18 protein-coding genes and 2 pseudogenes are annotated in these 23,523 nt (G+C 46.6%); 12 read left to right on the forward strand and 8 right to left on the reverse strand.

Going from position 1 to position 23,523, the window contains the following annotated elements:
- Positions 1 to 28 precede the first annotated feature (28 nt).
- The gene (locus OUY18_RS13870; RefSeq protein ID WP_419196124.1) at positions 29 to 340 is read right to left on the reverse strand and encodes a transposase; all 312 of its coding nucleotides are present in this window, start codon (positions 338 to 340) and stop codon (positions 29 to 31) included.
- 64 nt (positions 341 to 404) lie between these two features.
- Between OUY18_RS13870 and OUY18_RS05865 the strand changes: the two genes are divergently transcribed.
- From OUY18_RS05865 to OUY18_RS05880, 4 genes and pseudogenes are all read left to right on the forward strand, one after another.
- Positions 405 to 839, forward strand: a complete 435-nt coding sequence (locus OUY18_RS05865; protein ID WP_268057808.1) for a cytochrome b5 domain-containing protein — start codon at positions 405 to 407, stop codon at positions 837 to 839.
- Positions 839 to 1,715 (forward strand): annotated as a pseudogene (locus OUY18_RS05870) (hydrogenase small subunit). The gene OUY18_RS05865 and the pseudogene OUY18_RS05870 overlap by 1 nt, the downstream one beginning before the upstream one ends.
- Positions 1,716 to 1,810: 95 nt before the next feature.
- Positions 1,811 to 3,016 (forward strand): annotated as a pseudogene (locus OUY18_RS05875) (nickel-dependent hydrogenase large subunit); the annotation flags it as partial.
- A gap of 104 nt (positions 3,017 to 3,120) precedes the next feature.
- Positions 3,121 to 3,564, forward strand: coding sequence for a hydrogenase maturation protease (locus OUY18_RS05880; protein ID WP_268057811.1), 444 nt, complete (start codon positions 3,121 to 3,123; stop codon positions 3,562 to 3,564).
- A gap of 171 nt (positions 3,565 to 3,735) precedes the next feature.
- Here OUY18_RS05880 and OUY18_RS05885 read toward each other — a convergent pair whose 3' ends face one another.
- The 3 genes from OUY18_RS05885 to OUY18_RS05895 form a co-directional block, all read right to left on the reverse strand.
- The gene (locus tag OUY18_RS05885; RefSeq protein ID WP_268057812.1) at positions 3,736 to 4,107 is read right to left on the reverse strand and encodes a nuclear transport factor 2 family protein; all 372 of its coding nucleotides are present in this window, start codon (positions 4,105 to 4,107) and stop codon (positions 3,736 to 3,738) included.
- A gap of 24 nt (positions 4,108 to 4,131) precedes the next feature.
- Complete coding sequence (locus tag OUY18_RS05890) at positions 4,132 to 4,542, reverse strand: helix-turn-helix domain-containing protein (RefSeq protein WP_268057813.1); 411 nt, start codon at positions 4,540 to 4,542, stop codon at positions 4,132 to 4,134.
- 467 nt (positions 4,543 to 5,009) lie between these two features.
- Positions 5,010 to 5,462, reverse strand: coding sequence for a spore coat protein (locus OUY18_RS05895; RefSeq protein WP_268057814.1), 453 nt, complete (start codon positions 5,460 to 5,462; stop codon positions 5,010 to 5,012).
- Between the two features lie 425 nt (positions 5,463 to 5,887).
- On the opposite strand from OUY18_RS05895, the gene OUY18_RS05900 reads away from it, so the two are divergent.
- From OUY18_RS05900 to OUY18_RS05930, 7 genes are all read left to right on the forward strand, one after another.
- A complete protein-coding gene (locus OUY18_RS05900) occupies positions 5,888 to 6,844 on the forward strand; it encodes an ABC transporter permease (RefSeq protein WP_268057816.1) in 957 nt (318 codons plus the stop codon).
- Positions 6,845 to 6,857: 13 nt separating this feature from the next.
- On the forward strand, positions 6,858 to 7,784 hold the full coding sequence (locus OUY18_RS05905; protein ID WP_268057817.1) for a carbohydrate ABC transporter permease: 927 nt from the start codon (positions 6,858 to 6,860) through the stop codon (positions 7,782 to 7,784).
- A 29-nt stretch (positions 7,785 to 7,813) separates the two neighbouring features.
- Positions 7,814 to 9,289, forward strand: coding sequence for an ABC transporter substrate-binding protein (locus OUY18_RS05910; RefSeq protein ID WP_268057818.1), 1,476 nt, complete (start codon positions 7,814 to 7,816; stop codon positions 9,287 to 9,289).
- Positions 9,290 to 9,403: 114 nt separating this feature from the next.
- Positions 9,404 to 10,405, forward strand: a complete 1,002-nt coding sequence (locus tag OUY18_RS05915) for a glycoside hydrolase family 130 protein (protein WP_268057819.1) — start codon at positions 9,404 to 9,406, stop codon at positions 10,403 to 10,405.
- Positions 10,402 to 13,494, forward strand: coding sequence for an alpha-mannosidase (locus OUY18_RS05920; protein ID WP_268057821.1), 3,093 nt, complete (start codon positions 10,402 to 10,404; stop codon positions 13,492 to 13,494). The genes OUY18_RS05915 and OUY18_RS05920 overlap by 4 nt, the downstream gene beginning before the upstream one ends.
- Positions 13,495 to 13,625: 131 nt before the next feature.
- Complete coding sequence (locus tag OUY18_RS05925) at positions 13,626 to 15,416, forward strand: sensor histidine kinase (RefSeq protein ID WP_268057822.1); 1,791 nt, start codon at positions 13,626 to 13,628, stop codon at positions 15,414 to 15,416.
- Between the two features lie 2 nt (positions 15,417 to 15,418).
- Positions 15,419 to 16,951 (forward strand): response regulator transcription factor, encoded by a 1,533-nt coding sequence (locus tag OUY18_RS05930; protein ID WP_268057823.1) that lies wholly within the window; start codon positions 15,419 to 15,421, stop codon positions 16,949 to 16,951.
- 40 nt (positions 16,952 to 16,991) lie between these two features.
- On the opposite strand, the gene OUY18_RS05935 is transcribed toward OUY18_RS05930, so the two are convergent.
- Entirely contained in the window at positions 16,992 to 18,452 is a 1,461-nt protein-coding gene (locus tag OUY18_RS05935; RefSeq protein ID WP_268057824.1) for an ABC transporter substrate-binding protein, read from the reverse strand.
- A gap of 340 nt (positions 18,453 to 18,792) precedes the next feature.
- On the opposite strand from OUY18_RS05935, the gene OUY18_RS05940 reads away from it, so the two are divergent.
- Positions 18,793 to 20,673 (forward strand): type I phosphomannose isomerase catalytic subunit, encoded by a 1,881-nt coding sequence (locus OUY18_RS05940; RefSeq protein ID WP_268057825.1) that lies wholly within the window; start codon positions 18,793 to 18,795, stop codon positions 20,671 to 20,673.
- A 198-nt stretch (positions 20,674 to 20,871) separates the two neighbouring features.
- Here OUY18_RS05940 and OUY18_RS05945 read toward each other — a convergent pair whose 3' ends face one another.
- The 3 genes from OUY18_RS05945 to OUY18_RS05955 all read right to left on the reverse strand — a co-directional run bounded on the left by OUY18_RS05945 (position 20,872) and on the right by OUY18_RS05955 (position 23,297).
- Positions 20,872 to 22,014, reverse strand: a complete 1,143-nt coding sequence (locus OUY18_RS05945; protein ID WP_268057827.1) for a hypothetical protein — start codon at positions 22,012 to 22,014, stop codon at positions 20,872 to 20,874.
- Positions 22,015 to 22,264: 250 nt separating this feature from the next.
- The gene (gene hypB / locus OUY18_RS05950) at positions 22,265 to 22,921 is read right to left on the reverse strand and encodes a hydrogenase nickel incorporation protein HypB (protein WP_268057828.1); all 657 of its coding nucleotides are present in this window, start codon (positions 22,919 to 22,921) and stop codon (positions 22,265 to 22,267) included.
- Positions 22,922 to 22,955: 34 nt separating this feature from the next.
- Entirely contained in the window at positions 22,956 to 23,297 is a 342-nt protein-coding gene (locus tag OUY18_RS05955; RefSeq protein ID WP_268057830.1) for a hydrogenase maturation nickel metallochaperone HypA, read from the reverse strand.
- Between the last annotated feature and the right edge of the window lie 226 nt (positions 23,298 to 23,523).

Consider the following 23,523-nt stretch of genomic DNA (forward strand, 5'->3'; position numbering starts at 1 on the left):
AAAAAGAGCATCCGCAAGGGTGCTCTTTTTATTTCGTGTATTCGGAGAAAAAATCCTGTAAAATAATCGAAGAATGCCGCCGTTTAGGCGCATTTAAGATCAAAGGCTCTTTGACAATAGTTGGGGTAAACCAGCGAACCATTGTATCACCACAATCAGAAAACTTTTTAAGTCTACTGTTCTGGGCCGCTATGCTCCGGCGAGGAAGTGCTGTTCCGGCGGAAATGCTGTTTTTTGAGTCAAGGACGTCAAAGAATTGCTCCTTTAGGGAGTAAGCCGTAAGAGGTCGACTGCTTGCATAGAGCATCCGGTCAACCTGCTGCTGTTGTTCTGAAGGCAGTCACCAAATAAAAGTGCGGCGTAATATGATAAAGAATTCCGGAATATAGATTAGGAGGAAGGCCATGAACCGCCGCGATGAAGCAAACAGAACGATCTGTGAAATCAATGCCTGCATCAATTTGCTGTACAGTTCTCCTTGTGATGAAACAAGGAATAACATCCTGAATTATCTGGGATGTAAGGTTTATGATTTGTATTTGATCAATAATTTAGACGGTACCTTGCTCCCAACTGCTGCAATGACCGCAAATGCGCTTCCGCTTTCCAACAGCCGCCAATTCACCAAAGAGGAACTCTCTGCATTTAACGGAAAAAATGGAAATCCGGCCTATGTAGCGGTCAATGGGACAGTGTACGATGTAACAAACAATGCTGCGTGGGGAGCGGCTACCCATTTTGGATTGTCCGCCGGGAATGACCTCACCGCGCAATTCAATTCCTGCCATGCCGGACAGCCGATTCTTGAAAAATTGCCTATTGTTGGGAAGATGATTTAATGCCTGTACAAACACGGGAGTATCCATTAACAGATTGTCTGATCCGGGAATTACAGAAAAAAAGCGGACCGGAACAGCCGAAAACCAACCTGATTTGGCTGGAATTAACCGGTTGTTCCGGAAATATTATATCTCTTTTGGATGGGCATAATCCGAATTTCCAATACCTTATAACCGATATGGGTGAATCTCGTATACAGTAACAGCCTGATGAGCGCAGAAGGAGAAGCGGCAACTCAAAAGCTAAAGAATATTATAAATACTCCCTATATTTTAGCCGTTGAGGGTGCTGTGGCAACAGCAAACAACGGTTATTACAATATTATTGGCTCCATGGACGGAAAACCGCTTACAGCGCTTGCCGCAGTCAAATTTCTTGGGGCACGGGCATCCCATGTTATTGCGGTAGGTGCCTGTGCGGTTCATGGCGGTGTATCGGCGGCAAAACCAAATCCGGCCGGCTGCGTAAGTGTTGCGAGCGTATTGCAAAGAAAAGTAATTCAGCTTCCGGGCTGTCCCTGCCACCCCGACTGGTTCACCGGCACACTTGCTCATTTATTGCTTTATGGTGACCCGGAACTCGACCGCCGGAACCGGCCGGTTATGTTCTATTCCCAGACGATCCATGACCGCTGTGAAAGACGATCTTTCTTCGACAAGGGTATTTTTGCAAAAAAACTGGGTGACGGGGCTTGTATGTTCAAATTGGGCTGCCGAGGGCCTATTACCCCGATTGACTGCCCCATTCGTAAATGGAATGGACACGTGAACTGGCCGGTTGGCAGCAGCACACCATGCATTGGCTGCGCGCAGTTCGGCTTTCCCGATCAAATGGAACCCTTTATCAGTTATGATGTTTCGAAAGCGGAGGAGTGAAAATGGCTGAACGTATTTTAATTAATCCGCTCACACGGATCAGCGGATTTTTGCAGGTTAAAGCGGATGTTGAAAATGGTGTCGTAACGCAGGCAATGAACAGCGGCCTGCTGTTTCGCGGCTTTGAAAAAATTCTTCTGAACCGCAGTCCTTTTGACGCCGTTTATTTTACCCAGCGTATCTGCGGAATCTGTTCCGCAGCGCATTCCATGGCATCCTCCCTTGCACTGGAAGATGCTTTGAAAATCTCTCCTTCGGAACAGGGCCGCATCCTGCGTGATATTGTCCATGGCTGTGAGTTCCTGCAAAATCATATCCGCCATTTTTATCAGTATACGATTCCTGATTATGTACGGATGCCGGATAAACTGCCGTTGTTTGATACGGTCGGAAATGACTTCCGGTTACCGCCGGAAGAAAATAGAATTCTGTCCGATCATTATTTTGAATCGCTGAAAATGAGTATGCAGGCACATGACATGCTGGCTGTGCTTGGCGGTAAAGCACCGCATAACCATGGAGTCTTTATTGGCGGAGTGACTGTCAGGCCGGATGCCGATACCATTGTTCAGATGAAGTCTATGCTGAGCACAATAAAGGAATTTGTCACAACGAAAATGACGGAAGATGCGAATCTCATCGCTCATTACTATCCGGATTATTTCCAGATGGGCGGCGGATGCAAAAATCTGTTAAGTTACGGCTGCTTTCATCAATATAATTCGCTTGGTACGCTATATCTGGATCCCGGCGTCTGTTTGGATGGACAGAAAGTTCCGTATGATCCGCACAACATTACAGAATCGATCGATTATGCCTGGTATTCAGGGCAGGATAACTATGAACCGTTTGAAACCGTTTCAGAACCGGATATGCAGAAGCAAAAAGCCTATTCGTGGATTAAGGCCCCGCGTTATCTGGAAAAGCCGTGCGAAGTCGGGCCGCTCGCCCGGCAGATTTTGGCCGGATGTTATCCGAATCGGATTTCTGCAATGGACAGAACGGTCGCACGTGTGTATGAGACCCGAAAAATCGTTGATATACTGTCTGTTTTACTTGATAACGTCATTCCGGGCGCGGATACGCAAAGCCGCTATGAAATTCCTCGGCAGGCCAAGGGCGTCGGTCTTATTGACACTACGCGGGGCGCATTAGGCCACTGGATAAAAATAGAGAATGCGGTTATTTCATTTTATCAGATCATTACGCCGTCTGTCTGGAACTTTTCAACGCGGGATGAACAGTCTCTGGGGCCGTCTGAACAGGCTCTGATTGGAACGCGGATTGCCGACAGCAAAAATCCGGTAGAAATTGGCCGGATTCTGCGTTCCTTCGATCCATGCGTTTCCTGTTCGACTCATGTACTTTGTCCCGGCCAGGAAGCAAAAACATATCAGGTGATGTCATGAGCCTGATAACCGTTATTGGTGTGGGAAACCGGCTTTACTGTGATGACGGAATCGGAAATGATGTAGTGGAAGCGCTGGCTGCCAAAAATCCGGACAACCGTATTTCTTATGTAGTGGGTGAAACCGATGCGGATTGGGTAATTCCATTCATTAAGACCAAATACGTAATTCTTATTGACGCCGTGAAAATGGGAAAAACTCCGGGAACCATACAACATATACCGTTTGATAACAAGGTTACCCCATTCCAGAACGGAATTTCACTGCACAACTGTCATTTGCTGAATTTTTTGCGGCTTGATTTTTCCGGATTGATCATTGGCGTTGAACCTTATGAAATTTCACTAAAATTCGGTCTAAGCAGCCCTATGAAGTGTAATTTCGATAACATAGTGTTTCAATCCGATAAGATTATTCAAAATTATATGTTAGAGCTTTAAAATTCCGCATTTCAAAGCGGGTACTTTTTCGAATTAATTCATATAAACTTTCGGCATCAATGCATCCCAATAGTACGATTGGGCCAACAATATTGTTTTTTATCTGTTGCGACCTCTTTTGCAAAGATAATCGGCTATTTTGGGTCTTATTCGCTACGAATTATAAACAAATTATTGAATTGGCTTTCCGATGTGTTTTTCCATACGCCATTGCGGTGCACATCCGTCGTCGCCCCAGTATTCATCAATTGCCACAATGCGGTTACCGTTCATTTTCATAAAGGAAGTCACATGAAATGACATACCTTCAGTCCATACATGCACAACGGTAATGACAAGATTGCCGATCTGTTCCATTCGTTCAACTGTTCCATCCCATTTTCCGGGGTAGTCACAATTCGCCCTTAGAAACTCTTCAACATTGAATTGTTCATTTGTGTTATGCCAGCGGATACAAGCATCTTCGCAGAAGTATTCCCTTAGTCTCTGTTCGTCCTGCTTTGTGATATCTTCCCAATATTGTGTTATTAATTTATAGTCCATTTAAACCTCACACATTATAAATAATCAGACTTCTTTATCTTTCTTCTGAAAAAGGGAGATTCCCGCACATGCCAAACCAATTCCCAACATAGTAAAACCAGAATACATATTTATCTCTTTCAAGATTGACAAAACAATAACTCCAATACCCATTGCTAAAGAAACTGCTTTAAAAATAAACGCAATCATGTTTTTAATATCTTTTGTATTGCCGTCCAGTTGTGCTTCTGATTTAATCTGCATAAGTTCGTCAACGGTTATTCCGAATATTTCCGCAAGTTTCGGCAAAGAATTTACATCTGGGCAGGATAAATCTCTTTCCCATTTAGATACGGCTTTGTCTGTAACATTCATTTTTTCCGCCAATTCCAGCTGGGTCATTCCGTTTTCTTTTCTAAGGTATGTAATCATCATTCCAAGTGTTTGTTTTTTCATAGGGTCATTCCTCCGTTTATTTGATGATTGCATCGTATCATTCCCCTCTGATTTACTCAACCGACCTACAGTTTAATCTGGTAGACCTGTAGTTTACCTGTAGTTCGGCTATATAAATTCCTGTTTATCTGCTTAGTTTATAAATAATCTGAATAGAGACAGCTTGAGGTTCCTTTATTCAGTTAGATAATATTTAGTATATTCTCACATATCATAAAATTCAACAATAATGTATCAATTTTATCCATGGTTTACTATATTCGAAGGATGTTTTGCCTTTAGACTGGAAACCGCTCTTACTGATCGCAAGAGTGGTTTTGTTCAAGATGTTATTTGTTCCTTTTGAAATCGATATAAGCCATAAGATTCGGAGGCTGGCCGAATGCCGGGAATAAAAAAAGAACCAACCTAAGTTGATTCTTTATCGAATGGATGAAATTTTCTCTGAAATTGACTTTCTGTCCTACTTAACTGTACATTCCGTTTTGTGACATAAAATTATAGATTTTTTCACCGTGCTGCTGTTCTTCTTTTTGAATGTGGTTCAGCACATTACGGACGTTGGTATCCTTGCATTCAAAGATGCAGGTGTTGTAAAGCGAAGATACATGCTTTTCTGTGGACAGCGCGTCCGTACAAAGGAATTTGTCTTTTTGCTTGTCCTGCTCACTGTATTGGGAATTGTAATCCGATTGCGCAGAGTTGGCCTGACTGCCGCCGCCGACTTGGGGAACGGTGCCGCCCAGAATTTGATTCACGGTCGTAAAATGCTGCTGCTCCGTCTGCTTGATTTCTGAAAAAAGGTCTTTCAGTTTACTGCCGCAGGCGTCGGAAGAATATTTCGAATATTTATCGATGCATAACTGTTCCTGCGATTTCAAGTCCTGCAACAGCGTGGTTTCTTTTTGTGTTAATGTCATAAAAACACCTCCGAATCTATTATTTGAGAAGAAAAGGAAACTATTCTTCATTTAAAAAATATCTTGCAGACCCCCGGCCCATTGCCGGGGGTAATTTTATTTCCGCATGGATTCAGAGAGCTGGTGAAGAAAACAACGTACCGGCTGCCTGCCTGATTTCCAAATTGAAATGAAAAATTAAGCAAGTTTAAAAATCACAGATTTTATTTACTAATTACATAATGCACATAAAATTACATGTTTATTTGTCTAAATTAGTGTATAATTTACAGCGTAATGGAAAGTAAAGGATGCAGCAACGCTTCGGTCGGCTGTACGAAGCAGAAACTTTACTTTCCGGTATTTCTTTATTTCGTCTGGAGGTTGAAATATTCGTTGGGTACGAAGATATCCGGCATGGCGAAAACCAGGGAAGGTGTGATTGTATGAAAGAAATCAGGGTGGAACAGGAGGAGAAAAAGCGCACAAAGAAGCGCTGGACAAGAGATGATACGGAATTAAGCTTATTAGCTTTGCCAACGACGATATGGTTCCTTTTATTTTGCTATTTGCCCATGTTTGGAATCATAATCGCGTTTAAAGATTTCCGGATTACCGGAGGGTTTTGGCAGAGTTTTATAGAAAGCAGATGGTGCGGGTTCGAAAATTTTGTTTTCCTGTTCACTTCAGACGCGATCAAGGTGGTTACCCGGAACACCATTCTGTACAATATCGTTTTTATTATCTTAGGAATCGTGGTTCCCGTTACGCTTGCACTGATGATCGGCCAGCTCCATAATAAACGGGCGGGAAAAGTATACCAGACGGCGATGTTCCTGCCGTACTTTTTATCGTGGGTGGTCGTATCGGCGGTTGTCTGGGGCTTTTTAAGCATCGATAAAGGCCTGGTTAACCAGATTATCCAGTCTCACGGCGGCGAAGGGGTAAGCTGGTACGATACGCCTGGCTTTTGGCCTCCTTTTTTGATTTTCATGAATATGTGGAAGGGTCTGGGCTACGGCATGGTTGTCTACCTCGCGACGATTACCAGCATCGACAGTACCTATTACGAAGCCGCGATTATCGACGGAGCCACCAAATGGCAGCAGATGAAATATATTACCCTGCCTTTGCTCAAAACGGTCATTGTCATGATGTTCATTATGTCTGTCGGCAGGATTTTTTACTCCGATTTCGGATTGTTTTATCAGGTTCCCAGAGGAGCCAGCTCCTTGTACAATGTTACCTATACGATTGACGTGTTCGTTTTCCAGCAATTGAAAACCGCTTCAACCGGTATGGCTTCCGCGGCGGCATTCGTGCAGTCTGTTTTGGGGTGCGCGACGATTTTGGTAACGAATGCGATTGTTAAAAAATTCGACAGGGAAAATGCATTAATTTAAGGAGGCAGGGAGTATGACAACCAAGGTAACATATCAAAGCGGGCTCGAAAAATTCAACCGGATCAAACCGGGCACGAATGTTTTGTTTAATTTTATCTTTTTAATTCTGGCCATCATGTGTGTCGTTCCGGTCTTATTTGTGCTGATGATCTCGCTTACCAGCGAGAAAGCTTTGGAAAATGGATATCAGTTTATCCCAAAGGAGTTTTCCTTTGAGGCTTACAAATTCTTAGCACAGCAGGGACATTTGATTTTCCCTGCGCTCGGAATATCGGTGTTTGTTACGGTTGTGGGTACCGTCATCGGGGTTATCCTTACGACAACGCTCGGCTATGTTTTATCCCGCCGGGAGTATAAACTGAACAAGTTACTGACCTGGATGGTCTTTATCCCGATGGTTTTCAATGGAGGAATGGTTTCAAGCTATTATATCAATACCAATTTGCTTCATCTGAAAGATTCTGTGTGGGCACTGATTCTTCCGATTGCCGTAAGCTCGTTTAATGTTATTATTTGCCGGACGTATTTTCGAACGACGATTCCGGATTCCGTAATCGAATCGGCAAAGATCGACGGTGCGTCGGAGCTGCGCATCTATTTCCGGATTGTTCTTCCGCTTTCTCTGCCGGTTCTTGCAACGATTGGGCTGTTCCTTTGTTTCGGCTACTGGAACGATTGGTTCCAATCGATGCTGTACATCGATAATCAAAGAATGTACTCCCTGCAGGCGTTGCTGAATATGACAATGCAGAATGTGGAGTATCTCTCAAAGAACCGGGCGTTTATGGGTGTGGAGGCTGCACAATTGGTTGCAAACCTTCCCAAAGAAGGCAGCCGTATGGCGATTGCGATTCTGATTATTTTGCCGATCGCGTGCGCCTATCCGTTCTTCCAGAAATATTTTATCTCCGGCCTCACAGTGGGTTCGGTGAAAGAATAATTTTAAAATAGCAGTAAGGAGAATTGTATATGAAAAAGATAACGAGAATTCTTTCCGGATTCTGTGCGGCGGCACTCATGACTTCTTCGCTGGCGGGATGCCAAACGAAGAACGCATCATCGGATGTAAAGACCAGCGGGAAGGAAATCCCTACATTGACCGTATGGACGATCGGCAACCAGCCGAAAAACCTCGACGAAGGTCTGGCGGCGATGAACGATTATACGGCGAAAAAGATCGGCGTGAAAATCAATTTGAAGGTTGCCGGCTGGGGCGACTGGGAAACCAAGATGAATCAGATCATCAATACGAGCGAGTATTTTGATTTTATGTTCTCGGATAATACAAAATATGCACAGCAGGTCTCGCAGGGCGCACTGGCGGAGATTACCGATGAGGACCTCAAGGCAGTGCCCGGTTTAACGAAGCTGATACCGGAAGATGTCTGGTCCGGTGCAAAAATCAAAGGCAAGCTGTACGCAATTCCGGCCTACAAGGATTCCGCGCAGACAGAGTACTGGATTTGGGACGAAGCAATTGTAAAGAAGTATCATATTGATACCAAAAATGCCATAACACTCAAACAGCTCGACCCGATTCTGCGCGAGATTAAAAAGGGAGAAGGCGCGAAGAATAAGAACTTTTACCCGTTCATTGTCGACTTTGACGGCGTGAAAGGCATGCTGATGAACTACGATGACATGACTTTGGGGCTTCCGACGATCGGCGTGCGCGTGGACGATCCGGAGCGTAAGGTGGTATCCGTGCTGGAGCAGCCGGAAGTGATGGAAGACCTGTCCATCCTTCACTCCTGGATGGAAGACGGCATCATGAATAAGGACGCGGCAATCTGCACCGAGCTGCCGAGATACCGGACCGTGTTCTCCACGCAGGCATACCCGGGCCTAGAAAAGTCCTTTGCCATTAATATGGATATCTCCGACGGAAATACGGTTATGGAAAAAATGGCCGGCCCGGTTTACACCAACTCAACCATTCAGGGCTCTTTACAGGTGATTTCCAAGCAATCAAAATATAAGGCGGAATGCCTGAAGTACCTTGAACTGCTAAATACGGACCGTACTTTGCGCGACATGTGGTCCTACGGCAAAGAGGGCGTGAACTTCAACTATGTAGATAAAGAAAAAGGCGTGGTTAAGCGCGTAATCGGAATGGACTGGGGACTTCCCGGCTATGCACAGGGTACTTCGGCAACCCGTTCGGTTGACGAGGGCGTGCCGACCGACCAGTGGGAACAAATCAAAAAATTAAATGAGGCTGCGGAAAAATCGGTCATTCTCGGTTTTACATTTGACAGGGAACCGGTTCGCAACGAAGTTCAGAACGTGCGGGCCGTTTGGGATAAATATAAAAATAATGTAAAAACCGGAGCAAAGGACCCGCACGAAATTGTTCCTCAGGTGATTCAGGAAATGAAAGCGGCCGGAATGGATAAAATCATTGCGGAAGCGCAAAAGCAAATCGACGAACAATTTAAAAAATAAATCCCTTCTCTTTTTATAGGCGGGGGACCGGTTGGTCTCCCGCCCTATTTGGTATATAATGGGAAACAATATACACCGGCCAAATTTATAAGAATGAGAAAGGAAGAAACTTCTATGAGCAAAATAATGGATAAACCGCTTCCCAATATCCCGTGGCAGGAGAAGCCGGAGGGGTGCACCGCACCGGTATGGCGCTATACGGAAAATCCGATCATACCGCGTGACGCCATTCCCAGCTCCAACAGCGTTTTCAATTCGGCCGTTGTGCCGTTCGGCAAAGGCTTTGCGGGGCTGTTTCGCTGTGACAGCAAATCCGTCAGCATGGATTTGTTTGCCGGATTCAGCGAGGACGGAATCCATTGGACGATCCATCACGACCCGATTTCGTTTGAAGGGGACAGCGAGGTCATTCGGCGCGAATATCGGTATGACCCGCGCGTATGTTTTATTGGGGACCGCTATTACATCAGCTGGTGCAACGGCTATCACGGCCCGACGATCGGGCTCGGATGGACGTTCGATTTTCAAACGTTCCACCAGAGCGAGAACGCTTTTCTGCCTTATAACCGGAACGGCGTCCTGTTCCCGCGCAAAATCGGCGGCAATTACGCAATCCTCAGCCGCCCGAGCGATACCGGCCACACACCGTTCGGGGATATCTTCTACAGTGAAAGCCCGGATTTGATTTTTTGGGGAAAGCACCGTTACGTAATGGGTACGGTACCGGGCGACGCTTCCGCATGGCAGTCGAAGAAAATCGGCCCCGGGCCGATTCCGATTGAAACGGACGAAGGCTGGCTTTTGATTTACCATGGCGTCATTCAAACCTGCAACGGGTTCGTCTATCGGATGGGCTGCGCTCTGCTGGATCGGGATAAACCGTGGAAAGTGAAGTGCCGTTCCAAATATTACATTTTAGGCCCGCAGGAATACTACGAGTGCGTAGGCGATGTTCCAAACGTTACCTTCCCGTGCGCGGCGCTGACGGACGCGGACACCGGCAGAATCGCAATCTATTACGGCTGCGCCGATACGGTAACCGGTCTTGCGTTTACTACGGCGGATGAACTGATCAATTATATGAAACAACATCCTTTGGAGGAGGACAAAGCATGATTTTTGCCAAAGAACGTGTCCAGGTGATTTGCAATGAACTGAAAAAATCAGCGGTTGTACAGAAACAGGAAATCTCCCTTTGGAAAATGAAAGAAGGGCTTTTCTTCCGCCCGAACGAAGCGGAACTCGACCCAAAGCCATGGGAGGACTTTGACAGCCACACCATGCATTGGTACGGAAAAGACCGCCACTATTGGTTTCGTACACAATGGACGGTACCCGAAAGCTTTCATCATAAACCGCTTTGGCTGAATATCTGTACCCAAATTGATGAGTGGGACGACGCAAAAAATCCGCAGTTTTTACTGTTCCTGAATGGAGAGGTCGTGCAGGGCATCGATATGAACCACCGGGAAGTGCTGATTACGGAAAATGCAAAAGCCGGTGACGTTTATCAAATGGATATGCAGGCGTATTCGGGAACTCTGCACACGGAGTTTCAGCTTTTGGGAAAGATGACGGAAATCAATCCGCAAATCCAGGGGCTTTATTATGATTTACAGGTGCCGGTTTGGGCGCTTGAGCGGATGGATAAGGACAGCAAAACCCGCCTCGATCTGGAAACGGTGCTCAATAAAACGATTAATATGTTGGATTTGCGCGATGTGTATTCCAAGGCGTTTTATACATCCGTCGATAAAGCGAGAGCATATATCGCCAAAGCGCTTTATCAGGATATGGCAGGTTACGAAGACGTGATCGCAACTTGCATCGGGCATACGCATATTGACGTTGCCTGGTGGTGGACGGTCGCCCAGACCCGCGAAAAGGTGGTGCGCAGCTTTTCCACGGTGCTCAAATTAATGGATGAATATCCGGATTACAAGTTTATGTCCAGCCAGCCTCAGCTTTATCAGTTCTTGAAGGAACGTTACCCCGAACTGTATGAAAAGGTTAAGGAAAGGGTAAAGGAAGGACGCTGGGAACCGGAAGGCGGTATGTGGCTGGAAGCGGACTGCAATCTGACCTCCGGCGAATCGCTTGTGCGCCAGTTTTTATACGGCAAGCGCTTTTTTAAAGAAGAATTCGGCGTGGACAGCCGCGAATTGTGGCTGCCGGATGTTTTCGGGTATTCCGCCGCACTGCCCCAGATTATGAAAAGAAGCGGTATAGAATATTTCATGACGACGAAGCTTTCCTGGAACCAGTTCAACAAAATCCCTTATGATACGTTTAAATGGCGCGGAATTGACGGCAGCGAGATTCTGACCCATTTTGTTACAACGCTGGGCGAAGAGCAGGACCCGAAAAAAGATTTCTTTACGACCTACAACGGCAACCTGCACCCGGGCTCCATTATGGGGGGCTGGGAACGCTATCAGAACAAAGAAATCAATAATGATATTTTGATTTCGTATGGTTATGGCGACGGCGGCGGCGGCCCGGCCCGCCAGATGCTCGAGGTTTCGAAGCGGATGGAGAAGGGCGTAAAGGGCATCCCGAAGGTTCGGCAGGCGTTTTCCGGAAAATACTTTGACGAGCTGTCGGAGAGAGTAAAAGACAACCCGCGCCTGCCGACATGGGTCGGCGAACTTTATTTCGAATACCATCGCGGCACGTATACCTCCATGGCGCGGAATAAACGCTCGAACCGCAGGAGTGAACAGATGCTTATGGATTTGGAACTGCTGTCCCTTTTGGCTTTATCAAAGGGAGTATCCTATCCGTCGACTGAACTGCAATCCATGTGGAAGACCGTACTGCTGAACCAGTTCCACGATATCCTTCCCGGCTCATCGATTCATGAGGTCTACGAGGTAACGAAAAAGGAATACGAGGAGATTCGGCAGCTTGGGGAAGGCCTTATCTATGAAAGGCTGAAAGCACTTTCTCAGGGCGGCGATGGAATGACCGTGTTTAATACCTTGGGCTTCGAACACGGCGGAGTGGTGCATCTGAACGACAGCAATATCAAGTCGCTGATTGGCGGGGACGGGGCGGCCTATCCGGTACAGAAGACCGGAAAGGGCGCGGTTGCCTTTGTAAAATCGGTTCCTTCAAAAGGGTATGCCGGTTTTGCAATCGGCAAAGATGCCACCGAAACGGAAAGTCCGTTTCTTATTCAGCCGAATGGGATAGAAACGCCGTTTTACTGTATTAAAATCGATGAGAACGGGGCGTTTACCTCTGTTTATGATAAAGAAAACGGGCGCGAGGTGCTTCAGCCGAACACGCGCGGCAATCTCATGCGCGTATACGAAGACAAGCCCATCTATTACGATAATTGGGATATCGATATTTTCCACACGGAAAAATCATGGGATGTTGACGATGTGCTCCGTATGGAATGGGTGGAACGCGGCCCGGTAAGGGCGGCGCTGCTTGTGGAGCATCAATTTCAGCATTCTTTCTTCCGGCAGAAAATCTATTTCTATGCCGACAGCCGCCGGATTGATTTTGAAAACCGTATCGACTGGAAAGAGCATCAGCATTTGCTCAAAGTGCATTTCCCGGTGGAAATCCATTCGGATGAGGCAACGTTCGAGATACAATTCGGCAATGTAACACGGAAAACACACCATAACACGAGCTGGGATGTTGCCCGGTTTGAAAGCTGCGGCCATCGATGGATTGATCTGGGTGAAGGCGGTTACGGCGTAAGCCTGCTGAACGACTGCAAATACGGTCATTCCGTAAACGATGGCAATATGGCGTTAACGCTCATTAAATCCGGAATCGAGCCAAACCCGGTGGCCGATCAGGAAGAGCATTTCTTCACCTACTCTTTGTACCCCCACGCGGGAAACTGGCGCGAAGCCGGAACCGCGCGGGAAGCGGCGGCTTTGAACCAGCCTTTCTACGCACAGGCCGGGGGGCAAAAAGGGGAAAATTATTCTCTGTTCTCGCTGAACGCGGAGCATGTCATGCTCGACACCGTAAAGCTGTCGGAAGACGGAAAATCCATGATTTTGCGCCTGTACGAGTATCAGAATCAGCGCGGAAAGGTGACCGTATCGTCCGATTACAGCATCCACCGTGTGGAAGAATGCAATTTGATGGAAAATACAGAGGCAGCGTTGGCACATAGCGCAAACAGCTTTTCCTTTGAAATCAAACCGTACGAAATCAAAACGTTCCGAGTGAATTAATTTTCTCATCTTGGAATTAGGAAAAGAAATTCCGGTATCTATCAGGGCTTTGAAAAATCACAGCATTACCTTATGAGATTCAATATGCTATAGTAAAGGAATAGATGGTATGCTCCAAAGGGGATGTAGATTTGGAAAAAACCCGATTATCGATTTTACGCCGCATGTTCAAAGTGAGTACGATTGTTCTTTGCTTTGTATTTTTATTGATTTATACCGCGGCCGTTATCTATGCCGGGCAGGTGATCGTCAGCCGCGCGGAAAGACAGCAAAATGCGCTGCTTAACTCCGTCACCAGTTATCTTTCCGCCACACAGAGTAATTTCGAATCCTCGATCGACATGGTGTATGGCGATCTGTTTACGCTGAACGACATTTGCAACTATATGAATTTAGAGGAAACAGAATACAAGCAGAAGCGTTTCGACAGTATTACAAACCAGTCGTCCAGTAATTACAGGGGCAAAGAGCAGTTCATCAGCCAGAATTTCGCAAATAACAGTCAGCTTGTCTACATTGTTTTTTATGGATTCGAGGGAGAGCGCATCGCGGTCTATGACAGGGACGCGGCCTCTTCCGGGAATCCGAAACTTTATAAAGCAAAGCGGAAAGAGAATAATTTTTACAAGGAATACGAACAGCTTGCGGAAAAGGTAGGGGAGTATATCCATTTACAGGGGAAGCCGTACGGCAGTTATTCCCGTTTGCTCAATAATATGCTGGTTAAAAATTCAACCAAAACCGGAGTCATGTTCGTTTACGATTTGCAGGAATTTATCGCGGATGGGCTGATCAATGAGAAGGGACTTATCCACACGGCTGCGGTGAAACAATCCGATACCTGCAAATTGTTTGAATATAACCGGAATACCGGAAAGGTGGATTTCCTGAATTTAACCGATCGGGAATACAAATCCCGTTATGCGAACGGAGAGAACCGGAAAACCAATCTGGTGCGGGGCGGCACGTATGTGACGGTATCGACCAGCGACCGCGATATCGCGCTTTGGATTGTAAAGGACGCGCTGATTATGCTGGGAGCCGGTTTTCTGGTTTTAATCAGCGCGGCGGAAACCTTAAAATATTTTATGTCAAAAAATCAAAGGCGTATGGACCGGCTGCTCGAAGGAATCAACTGTGTAAAGCAGGGCGACCTTACCGTTCGAATCGACTGCGATTCGCAGAAGGACGACATTGGGCTGATCAGCGAGCAGTTCAATCAAATGTGCGAGCAATTGCAGGCGTATATCAAACGCACCTACGAAGCGCAGCTCCGGAGTAAAAACGCGCAGCTTTTAGCGCTGGAGAATCAAATCAATCCGCATTTCCTTTACAACACGCTGGAAATCATCCGCATGAAGGCCCTTACAAATAACGATACCGTCGTACAGAAAATGATCTATAACTTAGCGTCAATGTACCGGAATTTAGCGAAGGACGATACATTTATTACGATTGAAAGTGAGATCGAATACAGCCGGAACTTTATTGAACTGTTTCGAATGGCCTATGAAAACACGGAAATTGATTATTGTATCGATGCGGAACCGCAGCTTATGGACTGCTTAACCATAAAATTCCTCCTGGAGCCGTTAATTGAAAACTTTTTTATCCATGGAGTCAATCACGCCGCCGAAGAAAATACCCTTTTGATTCTGGTGGCGGAAGATGAAAATCAGAAAGATGAGGTGCTGATTCGGGTGGAAAGCCTGGGAATGCCGGTGTCCCGGGAGAAGGTGGATGACATCAATAAAATTCTTCATCAGGAAGAAGATTTTCAGTCGAGAAAATACATCGGAATACGGAATGTGAACCAGCGCATAAAGAACGTTTACGGGGACCAATACGGTTTGACGTTGGAAAGAAATGAAGAGGATATGATGGTTTCTCTTGTCCGGATTCCAAAGAGAGGAGGGGTGTAAGGATGGAATATTCCGTATTGGTCGTGGACGACGAAGCGGCAATCCTGAATGGGATTAAAAGTCTGATCGATTGGAAAAAATTGCAGATCACTTGTGTTGAGACGGCGCTGAGCGGCGAGGAGGCATTGAAAAAAATTGAAAGCCGTTCGTTCGAAATGATCCTGACGGATATTCGTATGGAAGGCATGAGCGGGCTGGAATTAATACGGAGAATCAAGGCGGACGGCAATACGAAATCCCGCTTTATCGTTTTAAGCGCGTACGACGAGTTTTCCTATGCAAAGGAAGCCATGCAGCTAGGCATTGATAACTATATCTTAAAACCGATCAGTAATACCGAATTAGCGGATACGTTACAAAACTCAATCAAGAAAATGGAGAATGACGCGGTGTTTTATAATCAGAGCACCATGGATATGCTTCGCATCAATACGCTGTACCGGTGGTGCTGTGACAGTCTCGATGAATCCCAGTTTCAACTCAGAAAAGAGCTGTTTTCCATCACTCTTGAGAAACCGTATTATGCGGTTGGATTGGTACTGGACAAAGGCGGCGCTTCCCGACCGGTTGCGGATGATTTAAGGAGAATCGTTCCGGACACGGAACTCTATGAGACATTTGACGAGCGTTTATGCGTCATTTTTTCCGCGGATTCGCAAACTCAAATAAAAGAAAAAATCCGGGGCTTTGATTTTGAACTGAAAGAGCTGTTTGAAGACCATTATCGTTTTCTTGTCGGAAAAACCGTTTCCGGCTATAAACAGGTAAGCATGAGTTATTCAACGATTTCCGTAATGAAACCCTATCTGAAATTCATGAAAGAGAAGCGGCTTATCGTATTTGATGATTTCGTCGGTGAAAACGCAGAGATTAAGCTGGGAAGGGAAGAATACAGCCCGCTCAGCAAAGCCGTTATTGCGATGGATAAAGAGCAGGCAAGAAAAGCAATCGATTGTCTGATGGATAAAATCCGAAATATGGATTTAAAGCCGGTCGAAGCCTATAATTACTGCCTTGGAATCATGCTCGTTTTCCGGGAAGTGTCGGAAGAATACCACCTCGATATCCGCGACCGTTATTTCGATATTTCCGGCATGCTCAAACAGGTGCAGATGCAGGAAGATTTAGGGGAGTTTGAAAAGATGCTCCGGGAGGAAGCGGGAAATATCATCACCAGTATGGAACTTGTAAAAAACGCGTATCCTCCCATTATTAAGCGCATGATCGAATATACCAATGAAAACTATGCGGAGGACCTTACTCTTCGTCTTTTGGCGGAGAAATTCAATGTAAACGCGAACTATCTGGGTTCTCTGTTCAACAGCAAGGTCGGGCAGCAGTATTCGGATTATCTGAATCGGTGCCGGTTGGTAAAGGCAAAAGCCATGCTCAGCCAAATGGATGTAAAAGTAAACAGTATCGCAAGAATGCTGGGCTATAAGAATCCGAGTTATTTTTATATCCGCTTTAAAAAGTTTTACGGGATGTCCCCCAATGAGTTCCGCAACTTAATTGCAAGGGGCGGCCTTACATAAAATAACCGCCGTCTGTGCAGGGCAGACAGCGGTTTCATGGTTATTTCGTTTCTTTAGCCGTTCCGGCTTTCCATTGATCAACCTGTTTCTGGGCTTCCGCAAGAATATCGTCCAGCCCTTTCGCTTTCAGCGAGGCAATCATCTGGTTATACACTTCTTTTCGCGAACGCGCCCCCGACAGTACATCCGGTTTATAAGAAGCAAATTCGCTTTTCACCATTGCTACCTGGCTTTCAACGGGCCTTGAGTCAAAGGAAAAACCCAAAATGGGGGAGAATTTCGAGCTGTCGTTTTGCCGTTTCAGCGCCGTCCAAAGATTTCTTGGCGCGGGGTCGACGGTATACAGGTTAAAATAGGTACCCTGTGAAAAAGTCATGGGATTCCAGCGGTAATTGAGCATTCGGACAGAGGTTTTGCTTGTTTGCTCATAGTTTTCGCCTTCAATGCCGTAAGCAAGAAGATTCCGCAGATACACGTCGGAATCAATGAGGTCCAGAACCTGAATGCATTTTTCCGGATGCCGGGACAGTACGGATACCGCGTTGATTGCGCTGGTAACGGAACCCGTCGTGAAATAGGAATCATAGCGGGGTACGCCGACCGCCGGATAGTGATCGGACCAGCAGGTAACGTCCGCATAAGGATAGCCGTGCGCGCCGTAGCAAAATACAATATCCGGGCGTTTTTGCAGCGTCGTACAATCTGGATTGATATAGCCCATCTGATAATAGCGATGCAAAGTATCCCATTTCTTCTGAATAATGTCCGTTTCAAAGGGGTTGACTACGGTTGCTTTCCCGTCGGTTAACTGTACGCCGATGGGCAGATCGTTTCCCAGCAGCATATCAAATTCATCGAAAAAGCCGTGGTACCCTTCATCCGCCAGGAATTCCAGCGGATAAGATTTGGGATGGGCCTTCTTATAAGCTGCCAGCGCGGGTTCCAGCTTTTCCAACGTATTAAAATCCTGCGCTTTTAAGCCGAGTTTATCCAGCTCATTTTTATTAAATACGAAATACGGCGCAAAAACGGAATCTTTATAGACGGGAACGCCGTAAATATGGCTGTCAATCGTTACGGTACGCCAAAGCTGGTCCGGAATCGTGCCGGTCAGGCTCCGCCCGTATTCCGGAAGAAGGTCTTTCAGATCGCGGTAAGCGCCGGCATTGGAGTTGGTAATGAACGGGTTTGCCCATGAACTGGTAAAGGCCATGTCGTAATATTCGCCGGACTGGATGATGCGGCTGAGTTTTGAGGTATAACCGTTAATATCGCAGTAGCGAAGGTCAAGGTGAACATTGATTTTTTCTTCTAAGTATTCATTGATTTTTGCGGAGACTTTGTTAAAATCGGCAGGCTGGGGGCCGATCTGCCACCAAATGAGGGTAACCGGCGGGTCTGCTTTCACAGCCGTTTGATTTTCACAGCCGAATGTGGCCGGAATTAAGAATAAAAGCAGAACAAAGAAACAGCCTATCGATTTGATTCGTTTAAAATTCATGATCGTTCTCCTATACATAAAAATACGATCCGAACAAAATGAATAAAAACGTAAAATTATAACACATATTTGTATAGTTTATCACAATTCCATAATGCGGAAATTGAATATTCGAAATATAAGGTTCTTATTTTGAATTTTGGGATAGGGATGCCGATGGAAACGGAGCGGAACTTGCAATAAAGTCGGAGTAGGCAATGCGGCGTTTTAATTGGCTTTGGAAAAGAGATCAATTTGTGTTAATATATAATTAAAAATTTACAGGAAAACTTTGCGCTCACGGTGATGCGGCGGGAGAGCAAACAAAACACGAAATTATCATAAGGAGGCCCCGTTTCCAATGGAAGCAGTAAAATTAATACCGGCCGGTAAGGACTACCTTTGGGGAGGAGACAGGCTGAAAAAAGAATTCGGAAAGCAAAGTGAAAAGGACAGGATCGCGGAAACGTGGGAACTGTCCTGCCATCCGGACGGCCCCAGTACCATTGCACAGGGAAAAGATCGGGGGAAAACGCTGGCTCGATACATTGAAGAACAGGGGAAAGGCCTGCTCGGAAAAAACTGTGAAGAGTTCGGGGAATTTCCCATCTTAATCAAATTAATCGATGCGAAACAAGACCTTTCGGTACAGGTGCATCCGGACAACGCCTATGCCGCGCAGGCGGAGCACCAGCAGGGGAAAACGGAAATGTGGTATGTGGTGGACTGTGAACCGGGGGCGGCGCTGTACTACGGCCTGACCCGCGAGCTTACGAAACAGGAATTTCAGAAGCACATTGAGGACGGAACCCTGCTTCAGGTTCTTAACCGGGTGGAGGTGCATCCTGGCAACGTTTTTTTCATTGAGGCGGGAACGGTCCATGCGATCGGCGCAGGAATTTTGATTGCGGAAATTCAGCAGAATTCCAATGTTACCTACCGTGTTTACGATTATAACCGCACGGATGCGCAGGGCAATAAGCGCCCGCTGCATATCCAAAAGGCGCTCGATGTGGCTTCCCTCAAACCTGCCCCGGTACGGAAATGGGAAAACCATCTGGCAAGCTGCCGGTATTTTACGGTGGATAAAATCGAAACCGATACGGCTGTCCCGATTCATTCGGATGAAAATAGCTTTCACCATCTTTTGTGTCTCGATGGGAACGGAAAAATCGAATGGAGGTACGGCAGGCTGGAATTCAAAAAAGGAGACAGTCTCTTTTTGCCTGCCGGTTTGGGAGACTGCACGGTAAGCGGTAACTTTCAAGCCTTACACACATGGGTTCCCGCCCCTCCCGCCTACCGGATCGGCATTGATCTCGGCGGAACCAATATCGCGGTCGGAATCGTGGATGAAAACCTTCGTATCATAGCGAAGCATTCCGTACCGACGCAGGCGAAGCGTCCTTATCCGCAGATTATTGAAGATATGGCAAAAGCGGTTTTCAGCGCATTGCAAAAAGCCGGAATCTCGCTGGAACAGTGCGCGTCCGTCGGAATCGGAAGCCCGGGTATCTGTGACTCGGAAACCGGAACGGTGATTTATTCCAATAATATTCAATGGGAAAACGTCCCTTTGGTTGCCGAATTGCGGAAGTGGATTCCCCTTCCCTGCCGTCTCAGCAATGACGCGAACTGCGCGGCGCTGGGAGAGGTGGCGGCGGGCGCCGCGAAGGGGTATCAAAATGCCGTGCTCCTGACCCTTGGAACCGGAGTCGGCGGCGGCGTAATCCTGGACGGAAAGATTTTTGCGGGCTGTCATTCCGCCGGCGCGGAGCTGGGACACACCGTCTTAATAAAAGACGGCGAACGCTGTACTTGCGGACGCCATGGCTGTCTTGAGGCGTATGCGTCCGCAAGCGCACTCATCCGGCAGACGAAGCGTGCCGCGGAAAATCACCCGGAATCCGTGATCTGGAAGCTTTGCGGCGGAAACCTTGAGCAGATTTCCGGTCGGACTCCTTTTGAAGCGGAGAAGCAGGGGGACGAAACAGGGAAACAGGTTGTGGAAGATTATATTTCCTATCTCAGCGAAGGCGTAGTCAATTTTGTGAATATCTTTCGTCCGGAATGCGTTATCCTTGGCGGCGGAATCTGCAATGAGGGTGCCCGGCTGCTGGACCCGATCAACGATCATGTAAGCCGTCTTTGTTTTGGCAGCGATAAGGTTGAACCGCCGAAAGTCATCCGGGCGGCGCTTGGAAACGACGCCGGAATCATAGGAGCCGCGGTATTAAAATAACCGCAGTACAGAATGTCCTTGCACCGCCGGAGTTTTGGCAGGATAACATCCTGTCATTCGCCTGCGCCGCAGACAGGAATTTGAATCGTCCTGCGAATGAACGGTTTTTTAAATCTTTCAATAAAAAGGAGCTTGGTGCGGATTGCATCAAGCTCCTTTTTGCGGAATGAGGTGAAGGCATATGATTTCGATTTGGCCTTATCCAGCCGGATTTGGAATCGGCAGGATTGTTTTCGTTATAAACCAGTTCAGATGCGGAATAATTAAAGAAATATAAACATTCAGCTGATTGTCTTTGATGAATAAAGTACTCCGGTAAAAGGAAATCTTATCCCAGGGGCCGGTGCTTTTGTCCGGATAGATTTGCTGCGAATTCTTAAAATGAATTCCGTCATTCGATGTTAACAGAAAGAGCTGAAAGGGATAGCTTTCTGTTTTTTCGGCCGTCTGAAGCAGATAATAGGTTGAACCATACTTGATCATGTCCTGATGATAAGACTGGAATCCCTTCGGCAAAGGGACGTCGCAGCGGATGGGGGAAGACCATGTTTTGGCGTCTTTGCTTTGTGAATAGAATAAGGCCCCGCCGTAGGTGGCGTACCATGTTTCGTAAAAGTCATCCTGATACAATTCGCAAAGGCTTAAATGCCCGTCTTTACTCTGCAGCAATTTTTCTGGCGGCGTCCAGTTGATACCGTCCACAGACCTTCTGCGAAAATAAATATTCACGGAATTATCGGGAAGACGCCGGTTTTTCGCATTCGCTTTTGCGGGATTATACCGGTACCAAAGCTCCAGAATATCGTCGCGCATAACCAGGTGCGGATCGGAATAATGCCCGCCTGCCTTGCTGTCCTTAGGAGGCTTGACAAGCGGATTTTTTAAGCCCGGCGGGGCGGACCAGGTATTGCCGTCGTTGGAAACAACAATGCTTGGGTTTTCGTAAAGATCCACACCGCGGGGATACGGCGTCATAGACATCCAGTATTTATAGCCGTTCCAGCCGTTCTCGAAATAAAGGATTTTCGGGTGGGTAAGCTGAAAGGTACCTTCATAAGTAGGAATAGCAACCAAACGGTATTTCTTTTGATACTTCAGAAAGGATTTCGGAGGATTGATACCCGTTTTTTTATTTTCCCCCGGCCTTGACGATGCTTTTTCCGCGGAAGGCTTAGAAGGATTCTTTTTGGCTGGGTCGATTTCCTTCGGCTTTGCCTGCACGGCAGCTTCCGATGAGCGATTTTCCAGAGCCTTTTCGATTCCATTGCTTGAAAATTCAAAAATGGATTCCGATTTGTTTTCCGTTTTGGAAACAGGAAAATTATGGTATATCGTAAACAAAATAATTGGAAAACTTAAAAAAAGAACGGCGATATAGAAAGAACGGTTTTTCGAAATATTACCACCTCCCCTGCATACTGACCTACCACAGATTAGTATAGACAGGCGGAGATCGGTTATTTGATGTAACTAATTCCAAGGAATGCAGGGATTTCTTTCTTTTTTATTCAGATCAATTCTTTTCGGTATACAGGAAAACTCCCGTAAGATTTGTCCAAAGAGCCAATCTTACGGGAGTTTTGATCGAAAATTATTGATGCATCTGCTCGTATTTTTCTTTCAGGAAACGGGCAAGGGCGTCGATTCCGGCCGCATTTCCGTTTTTCTTTAAGCTTACTTCGAAAACAGGCGCTTCTGAAACGGCCCGCAGACCTTTCAGAAAATTCGCGCTGTCAAAGCCGACCGCCTCTTTCAGGTCGCATTTTGTTAACGCAACCACATCGATGTAGCTGAACATCGGCACGTATTTAAACGGTTTGTCGTCGCCCTCCGGTACGCTGGCGGCCAGCAGACGGACGGATTCGCCCAGATCGAATTCCGCCGGGCAGATCAGGTTGCCGACGTTCTCAATAAATACAATACCGTCGTGCATGTCGATCTGATCGGCGCCGTTCCGGATCACGCGCGCGTCCAGATGGCATTCCCCGCAGGTGTTGATCTGCGAAGAACGCAGGCCCTGCTTTTCCAGATTTTCCGCGTCAATGGAGGAAGCGATGTCGCCCTCGATTACGCCCATGGGAATATCCTTCAATTCTTTGGCGATTGCGGAGATCAGCGTGGTTTTTCCCGCGCCGGGAGCGCCCATCAGGTTTACGGCAAGGAGATGCCGGTCGGCAAAATATTTGCGGTTTTCTTCCGCGAGTTTTTCATTGCCCTCCAGCAGTTCTTTCATAATAATGACTTCCATTTTCATTCACCTTTCCATGTTATAAATCAGTACTTTACTGTCCGTCAAATGATAAAATATAAAATTCCCGCCCGGTTCCTTTGATCAAATTGGAATCGCCGCCGCAATCCGGGCACTGGAAGTTCTTTTCGTGGGGGAATTCCTTTCCGCAGCTTTGGCACTTGAGCATGGCGGGCCGATGTTCAAAAACCAGCTTTGCCCCTTCGCAGGGATGATCCTTTGCCGCGATTTCAAAATACATTTGTACGGATTCGTCGATAATCGAGGACAGCTCGCCGATTACCAAAGAAATCCGGGTAATTTCCTTCATACCGTTTTTGTTTGCTTCTTCGTCCATTACATGAACAATGTCAAGGACTACGGGGAGTTCATGCATCTTTCAGACCTCCAAGGCTGGGTTTATTCTCTTCTTTATCTTTCCGAAAATCCGGCGTACGATGGATTCTTCCCGTTTTTACCCTCCCAGGATATGAAAAGCCATGAAAGTCCGTGCCCTCACAGAGCAAACCTTCATGGCTTAAATTCATTGCAGGTTTCGAAACAGGATTCCATCCGATCACTTTTCAGGTTTTCATAACCTAAATTCCAACTGATCATACCAT

Source organism: Caproiciproducens galactitolivorans (assembly GCF_026672255.1).
Classification (GTDB): domain Bacteria; phylum Bacillota; class Clostridia; order Oscillospirales; family Acutalibacteraceae; genus Caproiciproducens; species Caproiciproducens galactitolivorans_A.

Bases quoted from the DNA above. Each gene is read 5' to 3' on its own strand.
- OUY18_RS05900 (WP_268057816.1), top strand. From the start codon at position 5,888: ATGAAAGAAATCAGGGTGGAACAGGAGGAGAAAAAGCGCACAAAGAAG.
- OUY18_RS05865 (WP_268057808.1), top strand. From the start codon at position 405: ATGAACCGCCGCGATGAAGCAAACAGAACGATCTGTGAAATCAATGCC.
- OUY18_RS05955 (WP_268057830.1), bottom strand. From the start codon at position 23,297: ATGCATGAACTCCCCGTAGTCCTTGACATTGTTCATGTAATGGACGAA.
- OUY18_RS05905 (WP_268057817.1), top strand. From the start codon at position 6,858: ATGACAACCAAGGTAACATATCAAAGCGGGCTCGAAAAATTCAACCGG.
- OUY18_RS05930 (WP_268057823.1), top strand. From the start codon at position 15,419: ATGGAATATTCCGTATTGGTCGTGGACGACGAAGCGGCAATCCTGAAT.
- OUY18_RS05915 (WP_268057819.1), top strand. From the start codon at position 9,404: ATGAGCAAAATAATGGATAAACCGCTTCCCAATATCCCGTGGCAGGAG.
- OUY18_RS05910 (WP_268057818.1), top strand. From the start codon at position 7,814: ATGAAAAAGATAACGAGAATTCTTTCCGGATTCTGTGCGGCGGCACTC.
- OUY18_RS05920 (WP_268057821.1), top strand. From the start codon at position 10,402: ATGATTTTTGCCAAAGAACGTGTCCAGGTGATTTGCAATGAACTGAAA.
- OUY18_RS05880 (WP_268057811.1), top strand. From the start codon at position 3,121: ATGAGCCTGATAACCGTTATTGGTGTGGGAAACCGGCTTTACTGTGAT.
- hypB (WP_268057828.1), bottom strand. From the start codon at position 22,921: ATGGAAGTCATTATTATGAAAGAACTGCTGGAGGGCAATGAAAAACTC.
- OUY18_RS05890 (WP_268057813.1), bottom strand. From the start codon at position 4,542: ATGAAAAAACAAACACTTGGAATGATGATTACATACCTTAGAAAAGAA.
- OUY18_RS05935 (WP_268057824.1), bottom strand. From the start codon at position 18,452: ATGAATTTTAAACGAATCAAATCGATAGGCTGTTTCTTTGTTCTGCTT.
- OUY18_RS05940 (WP_268057825.1), top strand. From the start codon at position 18,793: ATGGAAGCAGTAAAATTAATACCGGCCGGTAAGGACTACCTTTGGGGA.
- OUY18_RS05885 (WP_268057812.1), bottom strand. From the start codon at position 4,107: ATGGACTATAAATTAATAACACAATATTGGGAAGATATCACAAAGCAG.
- OUY18_RS05895 (WP_268057814.1), bottom strand. From the start codon at position 5,462: ATGACATTAACACAAAAAGAAACCACGCTGTTGCAGGACTTGAAATCG.